The following is a 19,242-nucleotide window of genomic DNA, read 5'->3' on the forward strand; positions in this document are numbered from 1 at the left end:
CCACTTTTTTTGAATACGATAAGTTCTCATTATCCGTCTCTGCTAACGGAAAATGAAAAATTATTTGGGTTCATAAAAATGTTTGGAGTAATAATCCATTCGAACCATCTAAAAGCGAATAAATGACGGGAACAAAAGTCCCCTCTTCGGAAATAAGGCGACAACCACAAAAGTTTGAAAAACAATTTTCGTGGATGTCACCTTATTTATCGAGGGTAAATACTTCTGTTTCGACCTCTTTAAAACTAGTGAGATGATATCAATAAATTGTTACGTATCTTTCATTGTCTTTCGAACAATTACCATCATTTCTGTTTTGGTACATAAAAACTACGATTATCTAAACCAAATATTCGATCTGTATATTTCCCTGGCTCTGTTTGACGAATCGCAGTAGTCATCATTTGCATCGAGGCATCGATCGTGTCGATCTGATGTAAGACTTCAGCTTCCATGATCCGAGGACGAACAGGTGAACCATATTCTAACAACCCATGATGTGATAGGACCATATGACGCAAAATCAAGACATCCTCTTCTTCTTCACTGATTTTCAACGCCAAGCAAGCTTTTGTGATTTCTTCATCAATCAATACAAGATGACCCACTAAATTACCAGCTAACGTGTATTCAGTTGCCATTGAGCCGGACAACTCGATCACTTTCCCTAAATCATGTAAGATAATTCCCGCATAAAGTAGGGGACGATTCAATTCAGGGTATTCATCAGCAATCGCTTTACCTAAGTGTAACATTGATACTGTATGGTATGCCAATCCACTAGCAAATGCGTGATGATTTCGTTTGGCTGCCGGATACTCAAAAAATTGTTTTTGATATTTGTTGAGTAAATAACGCACGATTCGATTCCAATGTGCATTTGTGATCTCAAATAACAATTGATTGATTTCTTCTTCCATTTCTTCTTTTTTCAATGGGGCTCTTTCCATGTACAAACTTGGATCACTCGGTTCATCAACTTTTGTTAAACGCATATGCAAGATTTTTACTTGCGGATTTCCTTGATAGACCTCGCGTTTACCATTTAAAAAAACAACTGTTCCTGGTGTAAATTTTTTGATCTCGTCTTCTGATGCATCCCAATATTTGCCATCAATTGTTCCTGATGTATCTTGAAATGTAAAAGCGATAAATTTCTTACCGTTCTTAGCGATTCTTACATCTGCATTTTTGATCAAAACGAATTGTTCGAATTGTTCATCAACGACTAATTCACGTATTTTTTTCACTATTTGCACCTTCTAACTTTCTCACAGATTGTTCAAGCTCATGATAATAGCTTACCATTTCTTGGTCAGAAGACAAGCAGATTACTTGATAGGTTTTGCTAAATTCAGCTAGCAATTTAGCTAAACGGTATTTTCTCTTATGATCGTAGTGTAGCCAACCATCATCGATGATCACTGGACAGATCGAACGTTTCGCTTCCAAAGCAAGATAAGCAAACCGCATCGCCATAATCATCTGATCCTTTGTCCCTGTCGATAGTTCATAAATCGGAAACTCATCTGTACCATTTGTTAATGTCAATGTATCGTTTCTCAATTGTATTTCTTGGTACTGTCGATCAGTTAGGATACTTAGATAGTCTCCAGCTAATTTGAGTAACTGTGGTAATTGCCGTTCACTTAATTCTGTCGAAAGATCACCTAAAAATATCCCAGCAATCACTAAGCCACCCCACTCCTCAAATAAGACTTGTAGTTGTGCTTTTTGGAGACTTTCCTGTTGATATAACTCATCTAATGTCCCGTCTTGTTGTAGTCCTTCAATTTGCAACTGCAAGCGTTGACGTTGCTCACTCTTCGTACTTTCTTCCCTCTTTAGTTCTTGCAATCGTTCGGATTCATGAGCAATCTGAGTCTGCAACTGACTATAAGTAATGACAGTTTTAAAAATCGGGGAAAGAATATGCGTCAATTCTTCAAAACGCGCTTGTTGTTGTTTCGTTTGCTCCGCCTTTTGTAAAAAGATCGGTACTTCTGATGGATAGGAAAGTTCTGCTCTAGCAAATTGTTCTTTGTATTCCTCCAACCACATTTTTTGTTTCTTTTTCAAGGCATTGATTTCTTGTTTCAATAAAGTATTCTGTTGATAACTTCTAGCATATTTCATTTGTTCCATCTCTTGGATAAATGTTGCTAACAGATCCATTTTTTCTGAGAGCGATTTATGTTGTAGTGGTAACCACTCTTTTGCTAACTCGAATGCCTCTTCTATCTGTAATAGCTGTTCTTGTATCTCTCGTTCCCGTTGTTGTTTCTTTTGAAAAACAGCATAAAGCTTTTGGTAATCTGTTACTTCTTGGCCCTCATTTTTCATCGTTTCAATCGTATTCATCGTCCCCAATGAATGACCATAGGCATAATCAGTAACTGATTGCTCTAAATTTTGTTGTTTACGTTTATTTTCATTGAGTGTTTGGGTAAGTTCTTCTAATTGTGCTAATACGATATCCAGTTGTCCTAATTTTTCTTGCCATTTCCCTTTGATTTCTGGTAATCCTTGGGCTGGTGGTATCTTACCTTTTCTACGAGTAAACGTATAGGCAACCACCCCTAAAGCAAGCAAGGGCCCTAAGATTTTCCCTGGCATGGGCAAGAATAGGCCAATTGCAGCTAACACTAAAGCACTAATGTAAAATTTTAAAAAGGATTGTTTTTCTGGAACTTCTTGGATCGGTCCTGCTTGGATCAATGTTGGGTGGGCTACTTCTAATTCATTGATCTCGGCTTCCAATGTTTGTTGCTGTTCTTTCACAATATCAAAGCGAATCGCCAACTGATTATGGTGATCCTTTAATTGTTGCGCCATCGTATACAAAGAACGCCACTCTTTATCATCAATAAATTCCTGTGGTCGGTGCAAACGATCCCAGTGCCAACGCTGTTCTAAGATTGTCAATTCGGACGCTGTTTCTCTTGTTTCTACTTGAAGCCTTTGCCATTCATCCATTAATTGCTCAGTTGAAAATTGCTTTTGCTGTAGTGCTTTCAACTCTTGTTCTTGTTCTAAATAAAAATAATAACGTGCAGACTGCTGATCCATCCCACTATGTCGCTCTAATGAAGCTTCAAGTTCTTCCAGACGTTCATTCATTTGTTGATAACGTTTAGTAAATACTTCTAAATCTTGTATCAATGATTCATCCGGTACTTCAGCTAGCATATTTTTTTTCAGTGATTGCCATTCTTCATATAAAGAGAAATTCAATTCTTGTTGATTATATAACGTAAGTCTTTGATTGATTTGTTCGATATCATGCAATAAGAGCTGTTGTTGTTCTGCTAGACGTTGCTCCTCCATGATCCATTGACTATAGATCGCCTCTTGCTCTTGCTTTTGATGAATCTTTTCTTGTAGTTGTTTCCATTCATTTAGTCGCTGATTGATCACTAATTTTTGACCTTTTCTTTTAAACAACTTATCAGCTGATTGATAATATTCTTGTCTTTTTTGAAAGACATGAGAACTTCCAGTGATTCCTAATGAAATCAACGCGTCATGTAATTCTTTTTCTGTTAAATGAGCAAGTTCACTCAGTTGCTCTTGTTGAAATGTAAAAACCTGTTGGAATAACTCTTTCGTCAAAGGTGAAAGTAGTTTTTCTAAGAGTTCATCACTTCCACTTTGGCCATTACATGTGACCTTCGATTTACCTCTATTTTGTTGTTTATATCTCTCAACATAAATTTCTCCATGTATGGGATGATTCAGCCATAATTTCCCACCATATGCAGAACCGTCTCGCGGTGTGTAATCTTTCTTTTTCTTCCCTTTAGATGGAAACCCAAAAAGGATGGCTTGGATAAATTGATAGATCGTTGACTTTCCCGCTTCATTTTCACCATAAATCAACTGATTGCCAGAGGTAAAATCAAAGGTTTGCTGACGCCACTTTCCGAAAGCTGCTATTTCGATTTTTAAAATATTCATTCAGTATCCCCCTCAAACAAAAAGTCTTGCCGAATGATTTCTTGGGCCTTTTGTATCGTAGATTCTTGAAAATCCGGTAGTAGATCCAACACTTTGATTGCCTCTTGATTTGTGTAGGCTTCTTGTAGTATATGCTGAAAGTCTTCCTTTGTTTGGTAATTTTCGAATAATTGTTCAAACATCGCTGTTGAAGCAGATAAAGAAATTTTCGCCTCATTATCTCTTTCTAAAGTAGATATACGCCAAATAATCAAATTTGAAAATTTCCTATTTGTTTCTTCCTTCAAATAATCTAATAATTCTCCGGAGTGAATACGATCCAACACTTCCTGATCTAAGTGCTCATAATCAATGATCTCAAATTCGACGAGTGTCATCGCATTGGGTTCCACTAATTCTTGTTGGATTTTCTTCAGTACATCCGTCGTTTGTTTCACTTCCCTGAGAGAAATTTGCTGGCGTTCCCAATAAACTTCTGCAACTTTTATAGGTGTTGTTCGACAAATCGCTCCTTGAAGTTCAACTAGAACTACTGAAGTCGCAGACTCTTCTTTTTTGGTATGTCCTTGTGGTGCACCTGGATAAAGAATTGTTCCTTTTTCATTTAATTTGGTGGGAACATGGATATGTCCCAACGCCCAGTAGTCGTAGCCTTTTGCTTCCATTTGCTTTGCTTGAAATGGTGCATAATTCCCATGATTTGACCCAATTTCACCATGATAGAGTCCAATATGGTAGTCAACAGCAAAACGTTGGGGAAATTCAGATACTTTTTCATCAGTGATCCATTGTTTTGTGTAACTAAATCCACTGAGTGCGATTGTTTCACCAGCATTAGTCGTTAATTGCTGTGTCTCTACTGTTTCCGACGTAAACAAAGAAAGATTCTCGGGGAATTCAAACCAATATCTCTCTTTTTGATAAAAATCATGATTACCAAATGTTAAAAAAACTGAGATATTGTGTTCTCCTAAACGCTTGATTTGTTCCGAAAAATGCTTTTGGATTTTTAGCGAAGGACGATGCTGGTGGAAGCTATCCCCAACTAGTAAAACAAAATCAACCTGATGTTTGATTGCCTGTTCCACAATATTTTCAAGTACGGTCAAATTAGCCCGTAATAATTTCTTTTGAACTTTTCCATCGATTCCCACTAATCCTTCAAATGAACGATCCATATGCAAATCTGCCGCATGAATAAATTTGACCATTAAGCTACTACCTCCCCATAATATAAGATAATAAAATACAAGTTTGTCTGTATCGCTTTACTAAAACAGATCGATATCTGTTGGCTTTTTTGGTTTATACATGGTTTATCATAACATTTCCATTGCTTTTTTTCAGCAAAAAACCGAAAATTTGTTCGCATCCAGACAAAAAAACAGCTGAACTTTCGTTCAACTGTTTTTCATTTGCGTGGCGGCGTCCTACTCTCACAAGGGGCAACCCCTCACTACAATCGGCGCTAAGAAGCTTAACTTCTGTGTTCGGCATGGTTACAGGTGTATCCTTCTCGCCATCGCCACCACACTTGGTGTTATCTATATTGAGTAAATCTTGTTCACTCAAAACTGGATTTGAAGTATCAGTAAGAAACTCTCCGAGTTTTTTCATTTTATTTTGGTTAAGTCCTCGATCGATTAGTATCAGTCCGCTCCATACATCACTGTACTTCCACTCCTGACCTATCTACCTGATCATCTCTCAGGGATCTTACTTTCTTAAAGAAATGGGAAATCTCATCTTGAGGTGGGCTTCACACTTAGATGCTTTCAGCGTTTATCCCTTCCCTACATAGCTACCCAGCAATGCCCTTGGCAGAACAACTGGTACACCAGCGGTAAGTCCATCCCGGTCCTCTCGTACTAAGGACAGCTCCTCTCAAATTTCCAACGCCCGCGACGGATAGGGACCGAACTGTCTCACGACGTTCTGAACCCAGCTCGCGTGCCGCTTTAATGGGCGAACAGCCCAACCCTTGGGACCGACTACAGCCCCAGGATGCGACGAGCCGACATCGAGGTGCCAAACCTCCCCGTCGATGTGGACTCTTGGGGGAGATAAGCCTGTTATCCCCAGGGTAGCTTTTATCCGTTGAGCGATGGCCCTTCCATGCGGAACCACCGGATCACTAAGCCCGACTTTCGTCCCTGCTCGACTTGTAGGTCTCGCAGTCAAGCTCCCTTCTGCCTTTACACTCTTCGAATGATTTCCAACCATTCTGAGGGAACCTTTGGGCGCCTCCGTTACTCTTTAGGAGGCGACCGCCCCAGTCAAACTGCCCATCTGACACTGTCTCCCACCACGATTAGTGGTGCGGGTTAGAGTGGCCATAACGCAGGGGTAGTATCCCACCAGCGCCTCCATCGAAACTAGCGTTCCGATTTCTACGGCTCCTACCTATCCTGTACATGCGGTACAGACACTCAATATCAAACTACAGTAAAGCTCCATGGGGTCTTTCCGTCCTGTCGCGGGTAACCTGCATCTTCACAGGTACTAAAATTTCACCGAGTCTCTCGTTGAGACAGTGCCCAAATCGTTACGCCTTTCGTGCGGGTCGGAACTTACCCGACAAGGAATTTCGCTACCTTAGGACCGTTATAGTTACGGCCGCCGTTTACTGGGGCTTCAATTCGTACCTTCGCTTACGCTAAGCACTCCTCTTAACCTTCCAGCACCGGGCAGGCGTCAGCCCCTATACTTCATCTTACGATTTTGCAGAGACCTGTGTTTTTGATAAACAGTCGCTTGGGCCTATTCACTGCGGCTGATCTGACGATCAGCACCCCTTCTCCCGAAGTTACGGGGTCATTTTGCCGAGTTCCTTAACGAGAGTTCTCTCGCTCACCTTAGGATTCTCTCCTCGACTACCTGTGTCGGTTTGCGGTACGGGTCGTTGTTTTCTCACTAGAAGCTTTTCTCGGCAGTGTGACATCAGGAACTTCGGTACTATTATTTCCCTCCCCATCACAGCTTGTCCTTAAAGTTAGAAGCATTTGACTCCTATCAAGACTTACTGCTTGGACAGACATTTCCAATCGTCTGCATTCCTTAGCCTCCTGCGTCCCTCCATTGCTCAAACAAAAACAACGAGTACAGGAATATCAACCTGTTGTCCATCGCCTACGCCTGTCGGCCTCGGCTTAGGTCCCGACTAACCCTGGGCGGACGAGCCTTCCCCAGGAAACCTTAGTCATTCGGTGGACAGGATTCTCACCTGTCTTTCGCTACTCATACCGGCATTCTCACTTCTAAGCGCTCCAGCAGTCCTCACGATCTACCTTCAACGCCCTTAGAACGCTCTCCTACCAATACACCTAAAGGTGTACTCCACAGCTTCGGTAATATGTTTAGCCCCGGTACATTTTCGGCGCAGGGTCACTCGACTAGTGAGCTATTACGCACTCTTTAAATGGTGGCTGCTTCTAAGCCAACATCCTAGTTGTCTGTGCAACCCCACATCCTTTTCCACTTAACATATATTTTGGGACCTTAGCTGGTGGTCTGGGCTGTTTCCCTTTCGACTATGGATCTTATCACTCACAGTCTGACTCCCGGATATGAATGAATGGCATTCGGAGTTTATCTGAATTCGGTAACCCGAGATGGGCCCCTAGTCCAAACAGTGCTCTACCTCCATCATTCTCAATTCCGAGGCTAGCCCTAAAGCTATTTCGGAGAGAACCAGCTATCTCCAAGTTCGTTTGGAATTTCTCCGCTACCCACACCTCATCCCCGCACTTTTCAACGTACGTGGGTTCGGTCCTCCAGTGCGTTTTACCGCACCTTCAACCTGGACATGGGTAGATCACATGGTTTCGGGTCTACGACTACATACTCAAACGCCCTATTCAGACTCGCTTTCGCTGCGGCTCCGTCTCTTCAACTTAACCTCGCATGCAATCGTAACTCGCCGGTTCATTCTACAAAAGGCACGCCATCACCCATTAACGGGCTTTGACTTGTTGTAGGCACACGGTTTCAGGTTCTATTTCACTCCCCTTCCGGGGTGCTTTTCACCTTTCCCTCACGGTACTGGTTCACTATCGGTCACTAGGGAGTATTTAGCCTTGGGAGATGGTCCTCCCGGATTCCGACGGAATTCCTCGTGTTCCGCCGTACTCAGGATCCTCCTAGGTGCCTTCCAAATTTCATCTACGGGGCTTTCACCCTCTCTGACTGACTTTTCCAAGTCATTCGACTATCTGAAAGAACTACCATATCGGAGTCCTACAACCCCAATGAGCAAGCTCATTGGTTTGGGCTTTTCCCGTTTCGCTCGCCGCTACTCAGGGAATCGAATTTTCTTTCTCTTCCTGCAGGTACTTAGATGTTTCAGTTCTCTGCGTCTACCTCGTATACGCTATGTATTCACGTATACGTAACATCCTATAAAAGATGCTGGGTTCCCCCATTCGGAAATCTCTGGATCATAGCTTACGTACAGCTCCCCAAAGCATATCGGTGTTAGTCCCGTCCTTCATCGGCTCCTAGTGCCAAGGCATCCACCGTGCGCCCTTATTCACTTAACCTTATCAACCTTACGGTTGGGTTTTGATTTTTCTTCTAGCGATAGAAGTCCAATCAAGAAAAATAAGCAATTGAACTTATTAAAAAACTCATTCAACGCGGTGTTCTCGGTTTGTATTACTTACATTTTTACTTCAATATCCAGTTTTCAATGAACAAAATTTTGAGAGTAGACCTCTCAAAACTGAACAAAGTATCGACAAACGTGTGTAGTCTCCGTAATATTCCTTAGAAAGGAGGTGATCCAGCCGCACCTTCCGATACGGCTACCTTGTTACGACTTCACCCCAATCATCTATCCCACCTTAGGCGGCTGGCTCCAAAAAGGTTACCTCACCGACTTCGGGTGTTACAAACTCTCGTGGTGTGACGGGCGGTGTGTACAAGGCCCGGGAACGTATTCACCGCGGCGTGCTGATCCGCGATTACTAGCGATTCCGGCTTCATGTAGGCGAGTTGCAGCCTACAATCCGAACTGAGAGAAGCTTTAAGAGATTAGCTTAGCCTCGCGACTTTGCGACTCGTTGTACTTCCCATTGTAGCACGTGTGTAGCCCAGGTCATAAGGGGCATGATGATTTGACGTCATCCCCACCTTCCTCCGGTTTGTCACCGGCAGTCTTGCTAGAGTGCCCAACTAAATGATGGCAACTAACAATAAGGGTTGCGCTCGTTGCGGGACTTAACCCAACATCTCACGACACGAGCTGACGACAACCATGCACCACCTGTCACTTTGCCCCCGAAGGGGAAGCTCTATCTCTAGAGTGGTCAAAGGATGTCAAGACCTGGTAAGGTTCTTCGCGTTGCTTCGAATTAAACCACATGCTCCACCGCTTGTGCGGGCCCCCGTCAATTCCTTTGAGTTTCAACCTTGCGGTCGTACTCCCCAGGCGGAGTGCTTAATGCGTTAGCTGCAGCACTGAAGGGCGGAAACCCTCCAACACTTAGCACTCATCGTTTACGGCGTGGACTACCAGGGTATCTAATCCTGTTTGCTCCCCACGCTTTCGAGCCTCAGCGTCAGTTACAGACCAGAGAGCCGCCTTCGCCACTGGTGTTCCTCCATATATCTACGCATTTCACCGCTACACATGGAATTCCACTCTCCTCTTCTGCACTCAAGTCTCCCAGTTTCCAATGACCCTCCCCGGTTGAGCCGGGGGCTTTCACATCAGACTTAAGAAACCGCCTGCGCTCGCTTTACGCCCAATAAATCCGGACAACGCTTGCCACCTACGTATTACCGCGGCTGCTGGCACGTAGTTAGCCGTGGCTTTCTGGTTAGATACCGTCAAGGGGTGAACAGTTACTCTCACCCTTGTTCTTCTCTAACAACAGAGTTTTACGATCCGAAAACCTTCTTCACTCACGCGGCGTTGCTCGGTCAGACTTTCGTCCATTGCCGAAGATTCCCTACTGCTGCCTCCCGTAGGAGTTTGGGCCGTGTCTCAGTCCCAATGTGGCCGATCACCCTCTCAGGTCGGCTATGCATCGTTGCCTTGGTGAGCCGTTACCTCACCAACTAGCTAATGCACCGCGGGTCCATCCATCAGCGGCACCGTAAAGCGCCTTTCAAATTGAAACCATGCGGTTTCGATTGTTATACGGTATTAGCACCTGTTTCCAAGTGTTATCCCCTTCTGATGGGCAGGTTACCCACGTGTTACTCACCCGTTCGCCACTCCTCTTTTCCCGGTGGAGCAAGCTCCGGTGGGAAAAGAAGCGTTCGACTTGCATGTATTAGGCACGCCGCCAGCGTTCGTCCTGAGCCAGGATCAAACTCTCATAATAAAAGTTAGAACAATCTTTCGATTGTTAAGCTCAATTGTTTGCTAGCATATTGCTTGCTTGTTAAAAATGTTTGTTGTCTTGAATTGAATCAAGACGCCCTACACATTTGGTTTGTCTTACTTTGTTCAGTTTTCAAAGGTCTACGTGATAAACGAAACACAACTGTTTCGATTTATTGTTTGTGATTGCCGTAGCAACTTTTATATCTTAGCAAACTCTCGAATGATTGTCAACTATTTTTTAAAAGTTTTTTGAACTCGTTTTTCACGAGGTCGTTTCAGCAACTCACTTATCATAACTCATCGTTTGTTATTTGTCAACAGTTAATTTTGTTTTTTTCTTTGCGAAATCAACATGTATGAACTAGTTTCTCATAACCAACTTCGTTATATTATCATAAGAAAATATGATTGTCAACAAAACTTTTAAACAAATTTCATGATTGTTTTCATGTTTCAGCAACGTTGACTATACTATCATTAAAAAAAAGATTGGTCAAGGTAAAATTTAACTTTCACTGCACCTAATCTTTTTTTATTTATTTCACTCCATTTCTATTTCCTGATAGTTGAAATAATCAAAATCAGCATAGCTCCCTCCTCTTACATTTAAATCATGCACACCAATGGCAACAAAGTTTCCTGTAAAACCACCTGACAGTGTCTGCATATCAATTTTAGCACCGATTTTTTTCCAGTCTTGCGAACGTTTTACATAAAATTGTCCAAGAGTCTTTTCAACAACTACTTTAATCACTGTCTCTTCTCCTCTTAGCGGATAAATGTCAGGGCTGATCGTAACATAGCCTTCAACTGCACTAAGTAATCGGAGACATTTCCCTATCTCTTCATCCCATGTCACACAGCAATAATAGTAATTTTCTTCATTTAGAAAAAGAAGTAGTCCAGCCATTTGGTTGAAGTGCTTTGGCTCATATTCCATCTTAGTTTGTGCAATAAATGAAAACGTTGTTTGTCGTATCGCTAATAAGTGTTGGTCAAACGTTGACTGTAGTGATTCTCCTGCGAGCATCCTTAAGTAACCATATCGACTGGTCAAATCACACCAAGTTGTGTCTGGTAAACAACGACGTGCGTTCCAACTTTTTCTCATTTCTCCTTCAAAATCATCAAAAAAATAAGAATCGATCTTTTGGATCACTTTCTCTTGTGTGGGAATGTTGATGCTCTCTCTGGGTTGATTTCCTCCTTCTTTTATACGCAACCAATTATCTTCTGTCCAATACACTTCTTGAATAGCTGTTTCTCTACCTAAGATAGCAACGCCTTCGATAGGACGAGTACAAAGATGGACTATATACCATCTGTCGAATTCTGTTTGAACCAAACTTGCATGTCCCGCACATTGTAAACTTGAGCTTGGATAACCATTGGCCGTCAACATTGGATTTTGGGGATCGACTTCGTATGGTCCTAACAAATCACGACTACGACAAACGGTAACAGCATGCCCACTACCAGTGCCACCTTCAGCAGTCAACAAATAATAGTAATCATTAACATAGTAAAGATGAGGTGCTTCGGTCTTTGCAAGTTCCGTTCCTGTAAAGATCGTGTGAATCGGACCGACTAGTTGTTTTTGTTTTGCATCATATTCTTGAATGACGATCCCTGCTGATTTATTAGGTGTAGTTAGTCGGAAATCCCAAATTTCATTCAATAGCCATTTCTTACCTGTAAGTGGATCATGAAAAAGAGAGGGGTCAAAACCACTACTGTTTAGATAGATTGGATGTTCCCAAGGACCCTCGATAGCTTCCGCGATCATCATGTAGTTGTGAGTATCTTTAAAAGGACGTGCTACGCTTTTAACATCTGTATAAATAAGATAAAATCGTCCATCTGAGTAACTGATTTGAGGCGCCCAGATACTTCCATTGATCGGTTGACCCTTTAATGATACTTGATCAGTTAAAATATCCGTTTTATGTTCCCAGTTGATTAGATCCGTTGACTCATATACACGAATGCCTGGTAACCATTCAAAAGAAGAAACGATCACATAATAAGAGCTACCCACTTTCAAAATATTCGGGTCAGGATTAAATCCTCGAATGATTGGATTGATTGCTTTACTTTGAAACATCTGCTTCCCACCTTTGCTCTATTTTTTGGCGATACATGCTTGAACCCGCTGCTAATAGATAGAAAAAGACAAAAGGGTAAGCAATGAATTGTGTACCGAACAACAGCAGGACTCCTGAAACCAAATAAATGAGCGCTGCCATCGGACTTGCTTTTCCCTTCAACGATAGATAAAGAGCCAGACATAGCCCAACCAATGAGAGGAATAGGCTAACGCTAAACAACCCCGTCATGCTCCGCAGTGACTCAAAGGTTTCTTTTACACTACCAAAGCCCTCTAATGAGAGAGCTTGATATGTTTCTCGAAAATTTGAAAGGGACATTTGATTGAAAGTCACAGCAATTCCACCGAAAAACAACAAAGCGGCAGACCCACCGATCAAGCCAAAACTTATTTCCCATTTTTTCGTCATCTAATCGTCCTCCATTTCAACAGTGATCCAGGATTCGCGACAAATTTTTCCTTGGTATTTATTATTTTTTTCGTAAAAGCGTGCTGTTTGTCTGTTTTGTTTCTTATCCCAATCATGCCAACCACTTTGATGGACATGTGCTCCTACATCACACTCTTCAAATGTCGTCTGAGCATATGGGCGCCAAGGTCGGCCTAAATAGTTAGTAGGTTCCTCAGAATCTGCGATGATTGCACACCTGAAAAAAACAAAACCTTGTTCTTGTTCTTTTGCCGTTGAAGCGGCTGTGATATAGCCATTAGAAAAACAAGCTAAACTCTTGATGGAACAATGGTCAAATACTGCATCTGCTCCACCAAAAATAAAATCAACAGTTCCTTCGATCCAACATCGTTCATAATATTGTCGACAATACTTACGTTCGTTTGTCACTGGTGTAAGGAAGAGACGACCATCTTTTTGTGTAGCCGGCAACGGTCCCGTGCATAACGTATCTTGTTGTCCGCACAACCGACAATTGATCAACTGGACTTGATGCGCGTAATTGAACAGCGCGACTGCTTGCCCAACTTGTTCTCCTGCACCGGCGTTGTTGATGATTTGTATATTTTCAAGATGAACGTTTTCTCCCTCAAGAAATAGTGTCGCTGTTCGAAATGTTTCTCTTTCTTCGCCAGATGGAAGATTTTGTTTCGCAAAACGGCACCCAACAATCTTTACTTCTCCTTGTCCAAGCATTTGGAAATTTGACAGCCGACATTCGATATATTCATGATAGACCCCTTCTCGAATGATCATGGTCTTTTTTACGGTATTCGGCAATGAGCTAAGATGAGCAATTCCTGCTTGAATGGTCTGATAGTCTGCTTTTCTTGGAATCGGGTCGATCACGATTTCTGTTTTCATTATAGGTGCTCCTTTAAAAATGCTTGCCACTTCATTCGCATATCACGTGTTTCAAAGTGTCCACCATTTAAAGAGTATCCTTGAAAATTCGTTGGTACTCCCAATTGTTGATAATACAAATCTAGCTGTTTATTCAAGTGACAGACGCCTTCTGTTGGACACATGTGATCGTTTTTCCCTACTATAGTTAGCCGTTTACGTGGCGCAATTTTTTGCTGGATCGCTAGGGTCGTATATTCTGTCAATAAATCAGGAACATAATAATAGTAGCCGTGGCAATCTAGCATCTGGTGTTTCAAGAGTGTTTCGATCTCCACTTGACTAGCTAAGTCAATACAGACTTTCACACGTTCATCCAATGCACTTGTCCACCAACTCAATAGTCCACCCATAGATAATCCAATCGTTGCGATACGTTGTACATCAATATCTTTACGTGTTTCCAAATAATCAACCAAGCTTAGCACGTCAAAGATCCGCATTCCCCAAAGCGTTCGCCCCGTTAATAAGAATCGCTTGAAAAGTTCACTTTCAGCAATCCCTCCCCGTTCTTCAAATCCCCAAGCATCAATTGCCCATACACCATATCCCATACTTGTCAAAGTCTTCGCAAACGAAGGCTCCACAAAATAGGATGTACCTTCTAACAATTCACTTTTTCCTAGTGAAAAATCACCCCCATGTGAATGCAGATAGATCACAACAGGCAAAGGTTCCTTCTTTTTTACTGGATAAACATGAATGGCCGGAACAGGTTCAAGTTCATTTAATCTCAATTGATAATACTCAATTACTTGATCATCGTTGATTTTTTGTGATAAACAGCTACCACTCGGCCTCAAGCAACGTGCGTCCCTCCCTAAGTACTCAATCAACTCCATTTTATTTAAGTTCCTTCTATAATAGATACATTCTTTTTATCCAACTCTGTCGATCGCATACGTTTAATTTCGATATCTTCCGAATCTTCAATCATGATTGCTGGTCCTTCATGATGATCGATCGTGATCTGATGGAAAGAAATATGTTTACCAAACCGTACATAAAATCCTTGTTGGCGCATGGGTTCTAAACCTGTCATCATGGCTGGCACTCCCGCTTTTGCATCTTTTGCCATGGAAATATCGACATGATCGAAAGAAATGTCTTGAACTGCTTGTTCTGCTAGACCATAAATAAAGCCCGCGGAAGCATGGACATTTCGAGCAGTTACCGATGAAAAATGAACCCGCCGAACTTGTGGTGTCCGCTCATCCATTGGATACACTTCCTTTTCCCAAACATAAGGATCTTTGCCACGAGGTCCGCAAAAATAATAAAGATTGATGACAAAAGGACACAATACTTGGTCCATGATCAGATTAGTTACTCGGACATCTTCAATCATCCCCCCTCGACCTCGGCGTGTCTTTAATCGAATCCCACGATCGGTTTGTTGGAAGATGCAGTTCGAAATCGTTACATTCCGAATTCCGCCACTCATTTCACTCCCTAACACTACGCCACCATGACCGTGTACCATCGTACAATTAGTGATCGTGATATTTTGACAAGGCACTTTATTAATGGCATCCTCTGTCCCAGCTTTGATCGCAATACAGTCATCGCCAACATCAATATGGCAATTACTGATATGCACATTATGACAAGACTCTGGATCAATTCCATCTGTATTCGGCGAATCAGCAGGATTGCAGATGGCTACATGATCGATGGTTACATCTTGGCAATGATTGGGATGGATGGTCCAACTCGGCGAGTCGACCAATTGGATATCACGAATCGTTACTCGTCGGCAATGATCAAAACCAATCAGTTTAGGTCGAGGGTACTCAAGTGTTTCATACTCCTCTCGAAACATGCGCCACCAGTTAGGACCACTACCATCTAATTTCCCTAAACCAGTGACAGCAATATTTTCTGCATGTTGCGCATAGATACATGAAGCATAGACCTTTTTAGGTACACCCTCCCAACTGGATAAAATGGCTGAATACTGGGCTGGGTCATCTGTAAATTTCAATACTGCTCCAGGAGAAAGATACAACTCCACATTACTTTTCAAGCACAATGGCCCCGTTAAAAACTGCCCACTTGGAATGGTTACTCTTCCCCCACCTGCTTCTGCTACTTGATCAATGGCTTGTTGGATCACCGTCGTGTTGAGTATATCGACTGAGGCACCTAAGCTTAAAATATTTATCACTCAAATACACCTTCCACTTCTACTAAGGCTTGCAAAAAAGCCCCAACACCTTTTTGATCATTACATACGATTGGCTCACTAATATAGTAGGCATAAGAACCATCTCTTCGATCCGCACCTCCCAGACCTGCAACTTGGCAATTTTTATTCAGATTCAGCCAGCCTTCTTTTGTTTCTAAAACAAATTCATCAAATAAGCCTTGATAAGATTTTTTCAACTGAGGAAGCCATACTTCTTTTTCCAATATCCCTAAGCGAATCCCTTTTGCCATCGCATAGACGAACATACTACTACCAGAAGCTTCTAGATAATTTCCTTTACGCTTCGTTTCGGTTGTTACTTGGTACCATGTGCCAGTTTCTGATTGATAAGGCAATAATGCTTCTAATGTGGTTGTCAAGATTTGCCATAATAATCGACAGTCCACTTCTTTATGCAACAGCTCGTAACTATCGACACATGCCATCAAATACCAACCGATTGAGCGACTCCAAAAATGATGAGATAATCCCGTTTCTGTGTCCGCCCAAGGTTGGACCTTCTTTTCATCCCACGCATGGAACAATAAACTAGTCTTTGTATCAAGCAAATGCTGATAACTGATCTCGAATTGATGTAAAACATCTTGATAGTCTTTTTTCGACGTAAAGGTTTGGACATATTCTGCATAAAAAGGCGCCCCCATATACAAACCATCTAACCATATTTGCCAAGGATAGATCGCCTTATGCCAAAACACACCTTCAGATGTTCTTGGGTGATTCAACAATTGTTTGGCGCAAGTTTCTGCTGCTTTGCGATATTTTTCATCTCCTGTTTCTTTATAGAGGATAAAGAACAGTTTTCCAGTATTGATATGATCGATATTGTATTCTTCTAATTTATAGCCTTTGATCGAGCCATCTTCTTGTACGAAGTAGTCAATATTTGTTTGGATGAAGTCTAAGTACTTCTTCTCCTTCGTTTTCAGCCATAACAACTGAAATCCTTTCAAAACGACACCATAATCATATGACCATTTTCGTTCATATCCTTTATCTTGATACAAATAGGGTGTACGTGCCATAATACTATCTGCTAATTTCTCTGACCAATTCAATCTTCTTCCTCCAATCAATCATTTTAAAAGAGAAAGGGCTGCGGTTGGAATAGTTACAGCCCTTTCTTTGATACATCTACTATTACTGTGCAGCTTTATAAGCCTCTTCATATTCTTCAGCAATTTGATCGCCACCTTGGGCACGCCAATTGCTGATTGCTTGTTTGAATCCATCTTCATCTATTTGCCCCATAATATATTGGACAGTTGCATCGATCATGATTTTTTCAATTTCTGAACCGACTTCATTGTTTTTCTCTGAATCTAATGGGACGGTTGGATCTAACACAACAAACTGTTCATTTTCCTTAACTAATTGATTGGATAATTCTTTCTCTGGATCAGCATCTTTAAATGAAAATGTAACTTCACTTGGTCTTGAACTGGACAATGGTTGCACTTCCTGTTGCCAAAGGTCCATGTCGATGTATTCAATCGCGCCATCTTCTTGCAATTGGTAATGTGTTCCTTCAATACCACCTGTCATCAATTTATACATATCTTCTTCTAATAAATCATCGATAAACTGAAGTAATTTCTTCAATTGTGCTTCATCTTTGACCGAGGATTTAGGAAATGCCAATAGCCCTCCTACTCCATTTCCTTCTGACCATACATGGTAATCCCCATCTTCACCATCTGATATTTTATTTACTGGCACAAGCTCCATCTCTGGTTGAATATCTTTCCCCATATTTTTCAGGTTTTTGATATCGATCATCCCGGTATAGATCCCTGTTTTACCTTGTGCAAATTGTTCCTGTTGGTCTGTCTTTTGAGTCACTGCAAAGTCTTGCGCTAAGTAACCGTTTTCAAATAAGTCTCTGGAAAAATTCATCGCTTTCATATACTCATCTGTATCAAATTCAGGTGTAAATTGACCGTTACTCTCTACTTTCCAACCATTCGGCGCACCGTAATACGACGTAAATAATTTGAAGCTCGTATAACGGATATCACTTGGGGCGCGATCGCCAAAACCAACTGTATCATCGACACCATTGCCGTCTGGATCATTTTCTGTGAATTGCTTCGCTACTTCATAAAGTTCATCCAAGGTATCTGGTACTTCCAAGCCTAGATTGTCCAACCAATCTTTTCGGATAACTAAACCTGCACGAGCGTAATCTTTTTGCATAGGTACGCCATACAATGCACCATCGATACTTGCCGCTTCGATTCGATCCTCTGATATTTTACTTAAATTTTTGTAGTCAGCTAAGTAATCAGACACATCCCAAAAAACTCCAGACTTCAACGCATTTCGTACAGAGGAATTCTTTAACATGGCAATTTGTAATGTCACGATATCTCCTAGTTCATTTGATGCTAATGCAGTTGTCAACCGTTCCTCTTTTGATGCATCAGGAATCCAGTTGAACGTCAACTCTGAATTGGTTTTTTCCTCGATTTTATCAACGATCGTATCATTAGGTGGCGAAGCTGTATGTAAAATGTTCAACCAAGTGATTCGCGTTTTCCCATCCTCTGTATCTGCGGATGTATCACTTGAATCATTGCCACAAGCTGACAAAGCAAGTATGCTGAGCAAACCGATCCCTGCTGTTACTAACGTTTTTTTCTTCATAATTGTTCTCCTTCACTGAATGTATTTTTATCTATTGCTACTTCTTTCTTTTTAAGGCGATCAAATAGTTGTACCGCTGTCCAAGTGATGGCAAAAAAGAAGAAGCTACTCCCCATGAACGTCAACATACCAGGAGCTAAGCGAATAATTACCGCGTAACTGCCCATAATGATCAATAGTAAAACGAGTGAATAATGTAACTGAGAAAAACCAAACAAAAAAGCCATTTTGATTTTATAAAACATCCCTTGCCATTGGTAATGGGCCATAATCGGGAAAATATACAGCGCAGATAACACATAAAAAAAGCTGATGACCAAAATCACTACGCGTAAGTACCAATTTTGGATGTAGGCAAGATCCACGTATAAGACGAAGGCAACTGCAAGATATAACCAACTGATCAATAGCGTTTCTCTATAATTCTCTTTAAAATAGTGAAAGTACGTCTGTGTTAGTGGAAAATCTTCGGATGAACGTAACCACTTACGGATCACCGAGACCGTTGCATAAGAAGCTGGGCCAAATGTGAATAGTCCGAGACCCAAAACGACTAATATTCCCCACAAAAAATTTAAGTAAACGAGTTGCAGGAGTCTGATCAATTTTTTATTTGTACTCTCTAACTTTTGCAACAT

11 protein-coding genes and 3 rRNA genes are annotated in these 19,242 nt (G+C 41.5%); all 14 read right to left on the reverse strand.

Features of this window, described 5'->3' with window-relative positions; translation table 11 throughout:
* Positions 1-305: 305 nt before the first annotated feature.
* The 14 genes from IGI79_RS12355 to IGI79_RS12420 all read right to left on the reverse strand — a co-directional run bounded on the left by IGI79_RS12355 (position 306) and on the right by IGI79_RS12420 (position 19,242).
* Positions 306-1,250 carry a 3'-5' exoribonuclease YhaM family protein gene (locus IGI79_RS12355; RefSeq protein ID WP_065096617.1) on the reverse strand — a complete coding sequence of 315 codons (945 nt, stop codon included), beginning with the start codon at positions 1,248-1,250 and terminating at the stop codon, positions 306-308.
* Complete coding sequence (locus IGI79_RS12360) at positions 1,234-3,957, reverse strand: ATP-binding protein (RefSeq protein WP_065096616.1); 2,724 nt, start codon at positions 3,955-3,957, stop codon at positions 1,234-1,236. Before IGI79_RS12360 ends, IGI79_RS12355 begins: the two co-directional genes overlap by 17 nt.
* Positions 3,954-5,168: a metallophosphoesterase family protein gene (locus IGI79_RS12365; RefSeq protein WP_065096615.1), complete on the reverse strand. Its 1,215-nt coding sequence runs from the start codon at positions 5,166-5,168 to the stop codon at positions 3,954-3,956. Before IGI79_RS12365 ends, IGI79_RS12360 begins: the two co-directional genes overlap by 4 nt.
* Before the next feature lie 206 nt (positions 5,169-5,374).
* Positions 5,375-5,490, reverse strand: a 5S ribosomal RNA gene (rrf, locus tag IGI79_RS12370).
* Between the two features lie 90 nt (positions 5,491-5,580).
* Positions 5,581-8,495: ribosomal RNA gene (locus IGI79_RS12375) — 23S ribosomal RNA — on the reverse strand.
* A gap of 230 nt (positions 8,496-8,725) precedes the next feature.
* Positions 8,726-10,286 (reverse strand): 16S ribosomal RNA (locus IGI79_RS12380).
* Together the 16S, 23S and 5S rRNA genes form the textbook arrangement of a ribosomal RNA operon.
* 543 nt (positions 10,287-10,829) lie before the next feature.
* Entirely contained in the window at positions 10,830-12,392 is a 1,563-nt protein-coding gene (locus IGI79_RS12385; protein ID WP_065095606.1) for a glycoside hydrolase family 43 protein, read from the reverse strand.
* Positions 12,379-12,804, reverse strand: coding sequence for a DUF4064 domain-containing protein (locus tag IGI79_RS12390; RefSeq protein WP_195274101.1), 426 nt, complete (start codon positions 12,802-12,804; stop codon positions 12,379-12,381). The genes IGI79_RS12385 and IGI79_RS12390 overlap by 14 nt, the downstream gene beginning before the upstream one ends.
* Positions 12,805-13,710 carry a pectinesterase family protein gene (locus IGI79_RS12395; protein ID WP_195274099.1) on the reverse strand — a complete coding sequence of 302 codons (906 nt, stop codon included), beginning with the start codon at positions 13,708-13,710 and terminating at the stop codon, positions 12,805-12,807.
* A complete protein-coding gene (locus IGI79_RS12400; protein ID WP_438846035.1) occupies positions 13,710-14,591 on the reverse strand; it encodes an alpha/beta hydrolase family protein in 882 nt (293 codons plus the stop codon). The genes IGI79_RS12395 and IGI79_RS12400 overlap by 1 nt, the downstream gene beginning before the upstream one ends.
* 5 nt (positions 14,592-14,596) lie before the next feature.
* Positions 14,597-15,916: a glycoside hydrolase family 28 protein gene (locus IGI79_RS12405; RefSeq protein ID WP_195274095.1), complete on the reverse strand. Its 1,320-nt coding sequence runs from the start codon at positions 15,914-15,916 to the stop codon at positions 14,597-14,599.
* Positions 15,913-17,016: a glycoside hydrolase family 88/105 protein gene (locus IGI79_RS12410; protein ID WP_195274093.1), complete on the reverse strand. Its 1,104-nt coding sequence runs from the start codon at positions 17,014-17,016 to the stop codon at positions 15,913-15,915. The genes IGI79_RS12405 and IGI79_RS12410 overlap by 4 nt, the downstream gene beginning before the upstream one ends.
* Before the next feature lie 82 nt (positions 17,017-17,098).
* A complete protein-coding gene (locus IGI79_RS12415; protein ID WP_195274091.1) occupies positions 17,099-18,604 on the reverse strand; it encodes an extracellular solute-binding protein in 1,506 nt (501 codons plus the stop codon).
* Positions 18,601-19,242, reverse strand: a complete 642-nt coding sequence (locus IGI79_RS12420; RefSeq protein ID WP_104872527.1) for a YesL family protein — start codon at positions 19,240-19,242, stop codon at positions 18,601-18,603. Before IGI79_RS12420 ends, IGI79_RS12415 begins: the two co-directional genes overlap by 4 nt.

This window comes from Enterococcus sp. AZ084 (assembly GCF_051714905.1).
GTDB classification, from domain to species: domain Bacteria; phylum Bacillota; class Bacilli; order Lactobacillales; family Enterococcaceae; genus Enterococcus_B; species Enterococcus_B pernyi.

Bases quoted from the DNA above. Each gene is read 5' to 3' on its own strand.
- IGI79_RS12360 (WP_065096616.1), bottom strand. From the start codon at position 3,957: ATGAATATTTTAAAAATCGAAATAGCAGCTTTCGGAAAGTGGCGTCAG.
- IGI79_RS12395 (WP_195274099.1), bottom strand. From the start codon at position 13,710: ATGAAAACAGAAATCGTGATCGACCCGATTCCAAGAAAAGCAGACTAT.
- IGI79_RS12420 (WP_104872527.1), bottom strand. From the start codon at position 19,242: ATGTTGCAAAAGTTAGAGAGTACAAATAAAAAATTGATCAGACTCCTG.
- IGI79_RS12365 (WP_065096615.1), bottom strand. From the start codon at position 5,168: ATGGTCAAATTTATTCATGCGGCAGATTTGCATATGGATCGTTCATTT.
- IGI79_RS12415 (WP_195274091.1), bottom strand. From the start codon at position 18,604: ATGAAGAAAAAAACGTTAGTAACAGCAGGGATCGGTTTGCTCAGCATA.
- IGI79_RS12390 (WP_195274101.1), bottom strand. From the start codon at position 12,804: ATGACGAAAAAATGGGAAATAAGTTTTGGCTTGATCGGTGGGTCTGCC.
- IGI79_RS12400 (WP_438846035.1), bottom strand. From the start codon at position 14,591: ATGGAGTTGATTGAGTACTTAGGGAGGGACGCACGTTGCTTGAGGCCG.
- IGI79_RS12385 (WP_065095606.1), bottom strand. From the start codon at position 12,392: ATGTTTCAAAGTAAAGCAATCAATCCAATCATTCGAGGATTTAATCCT.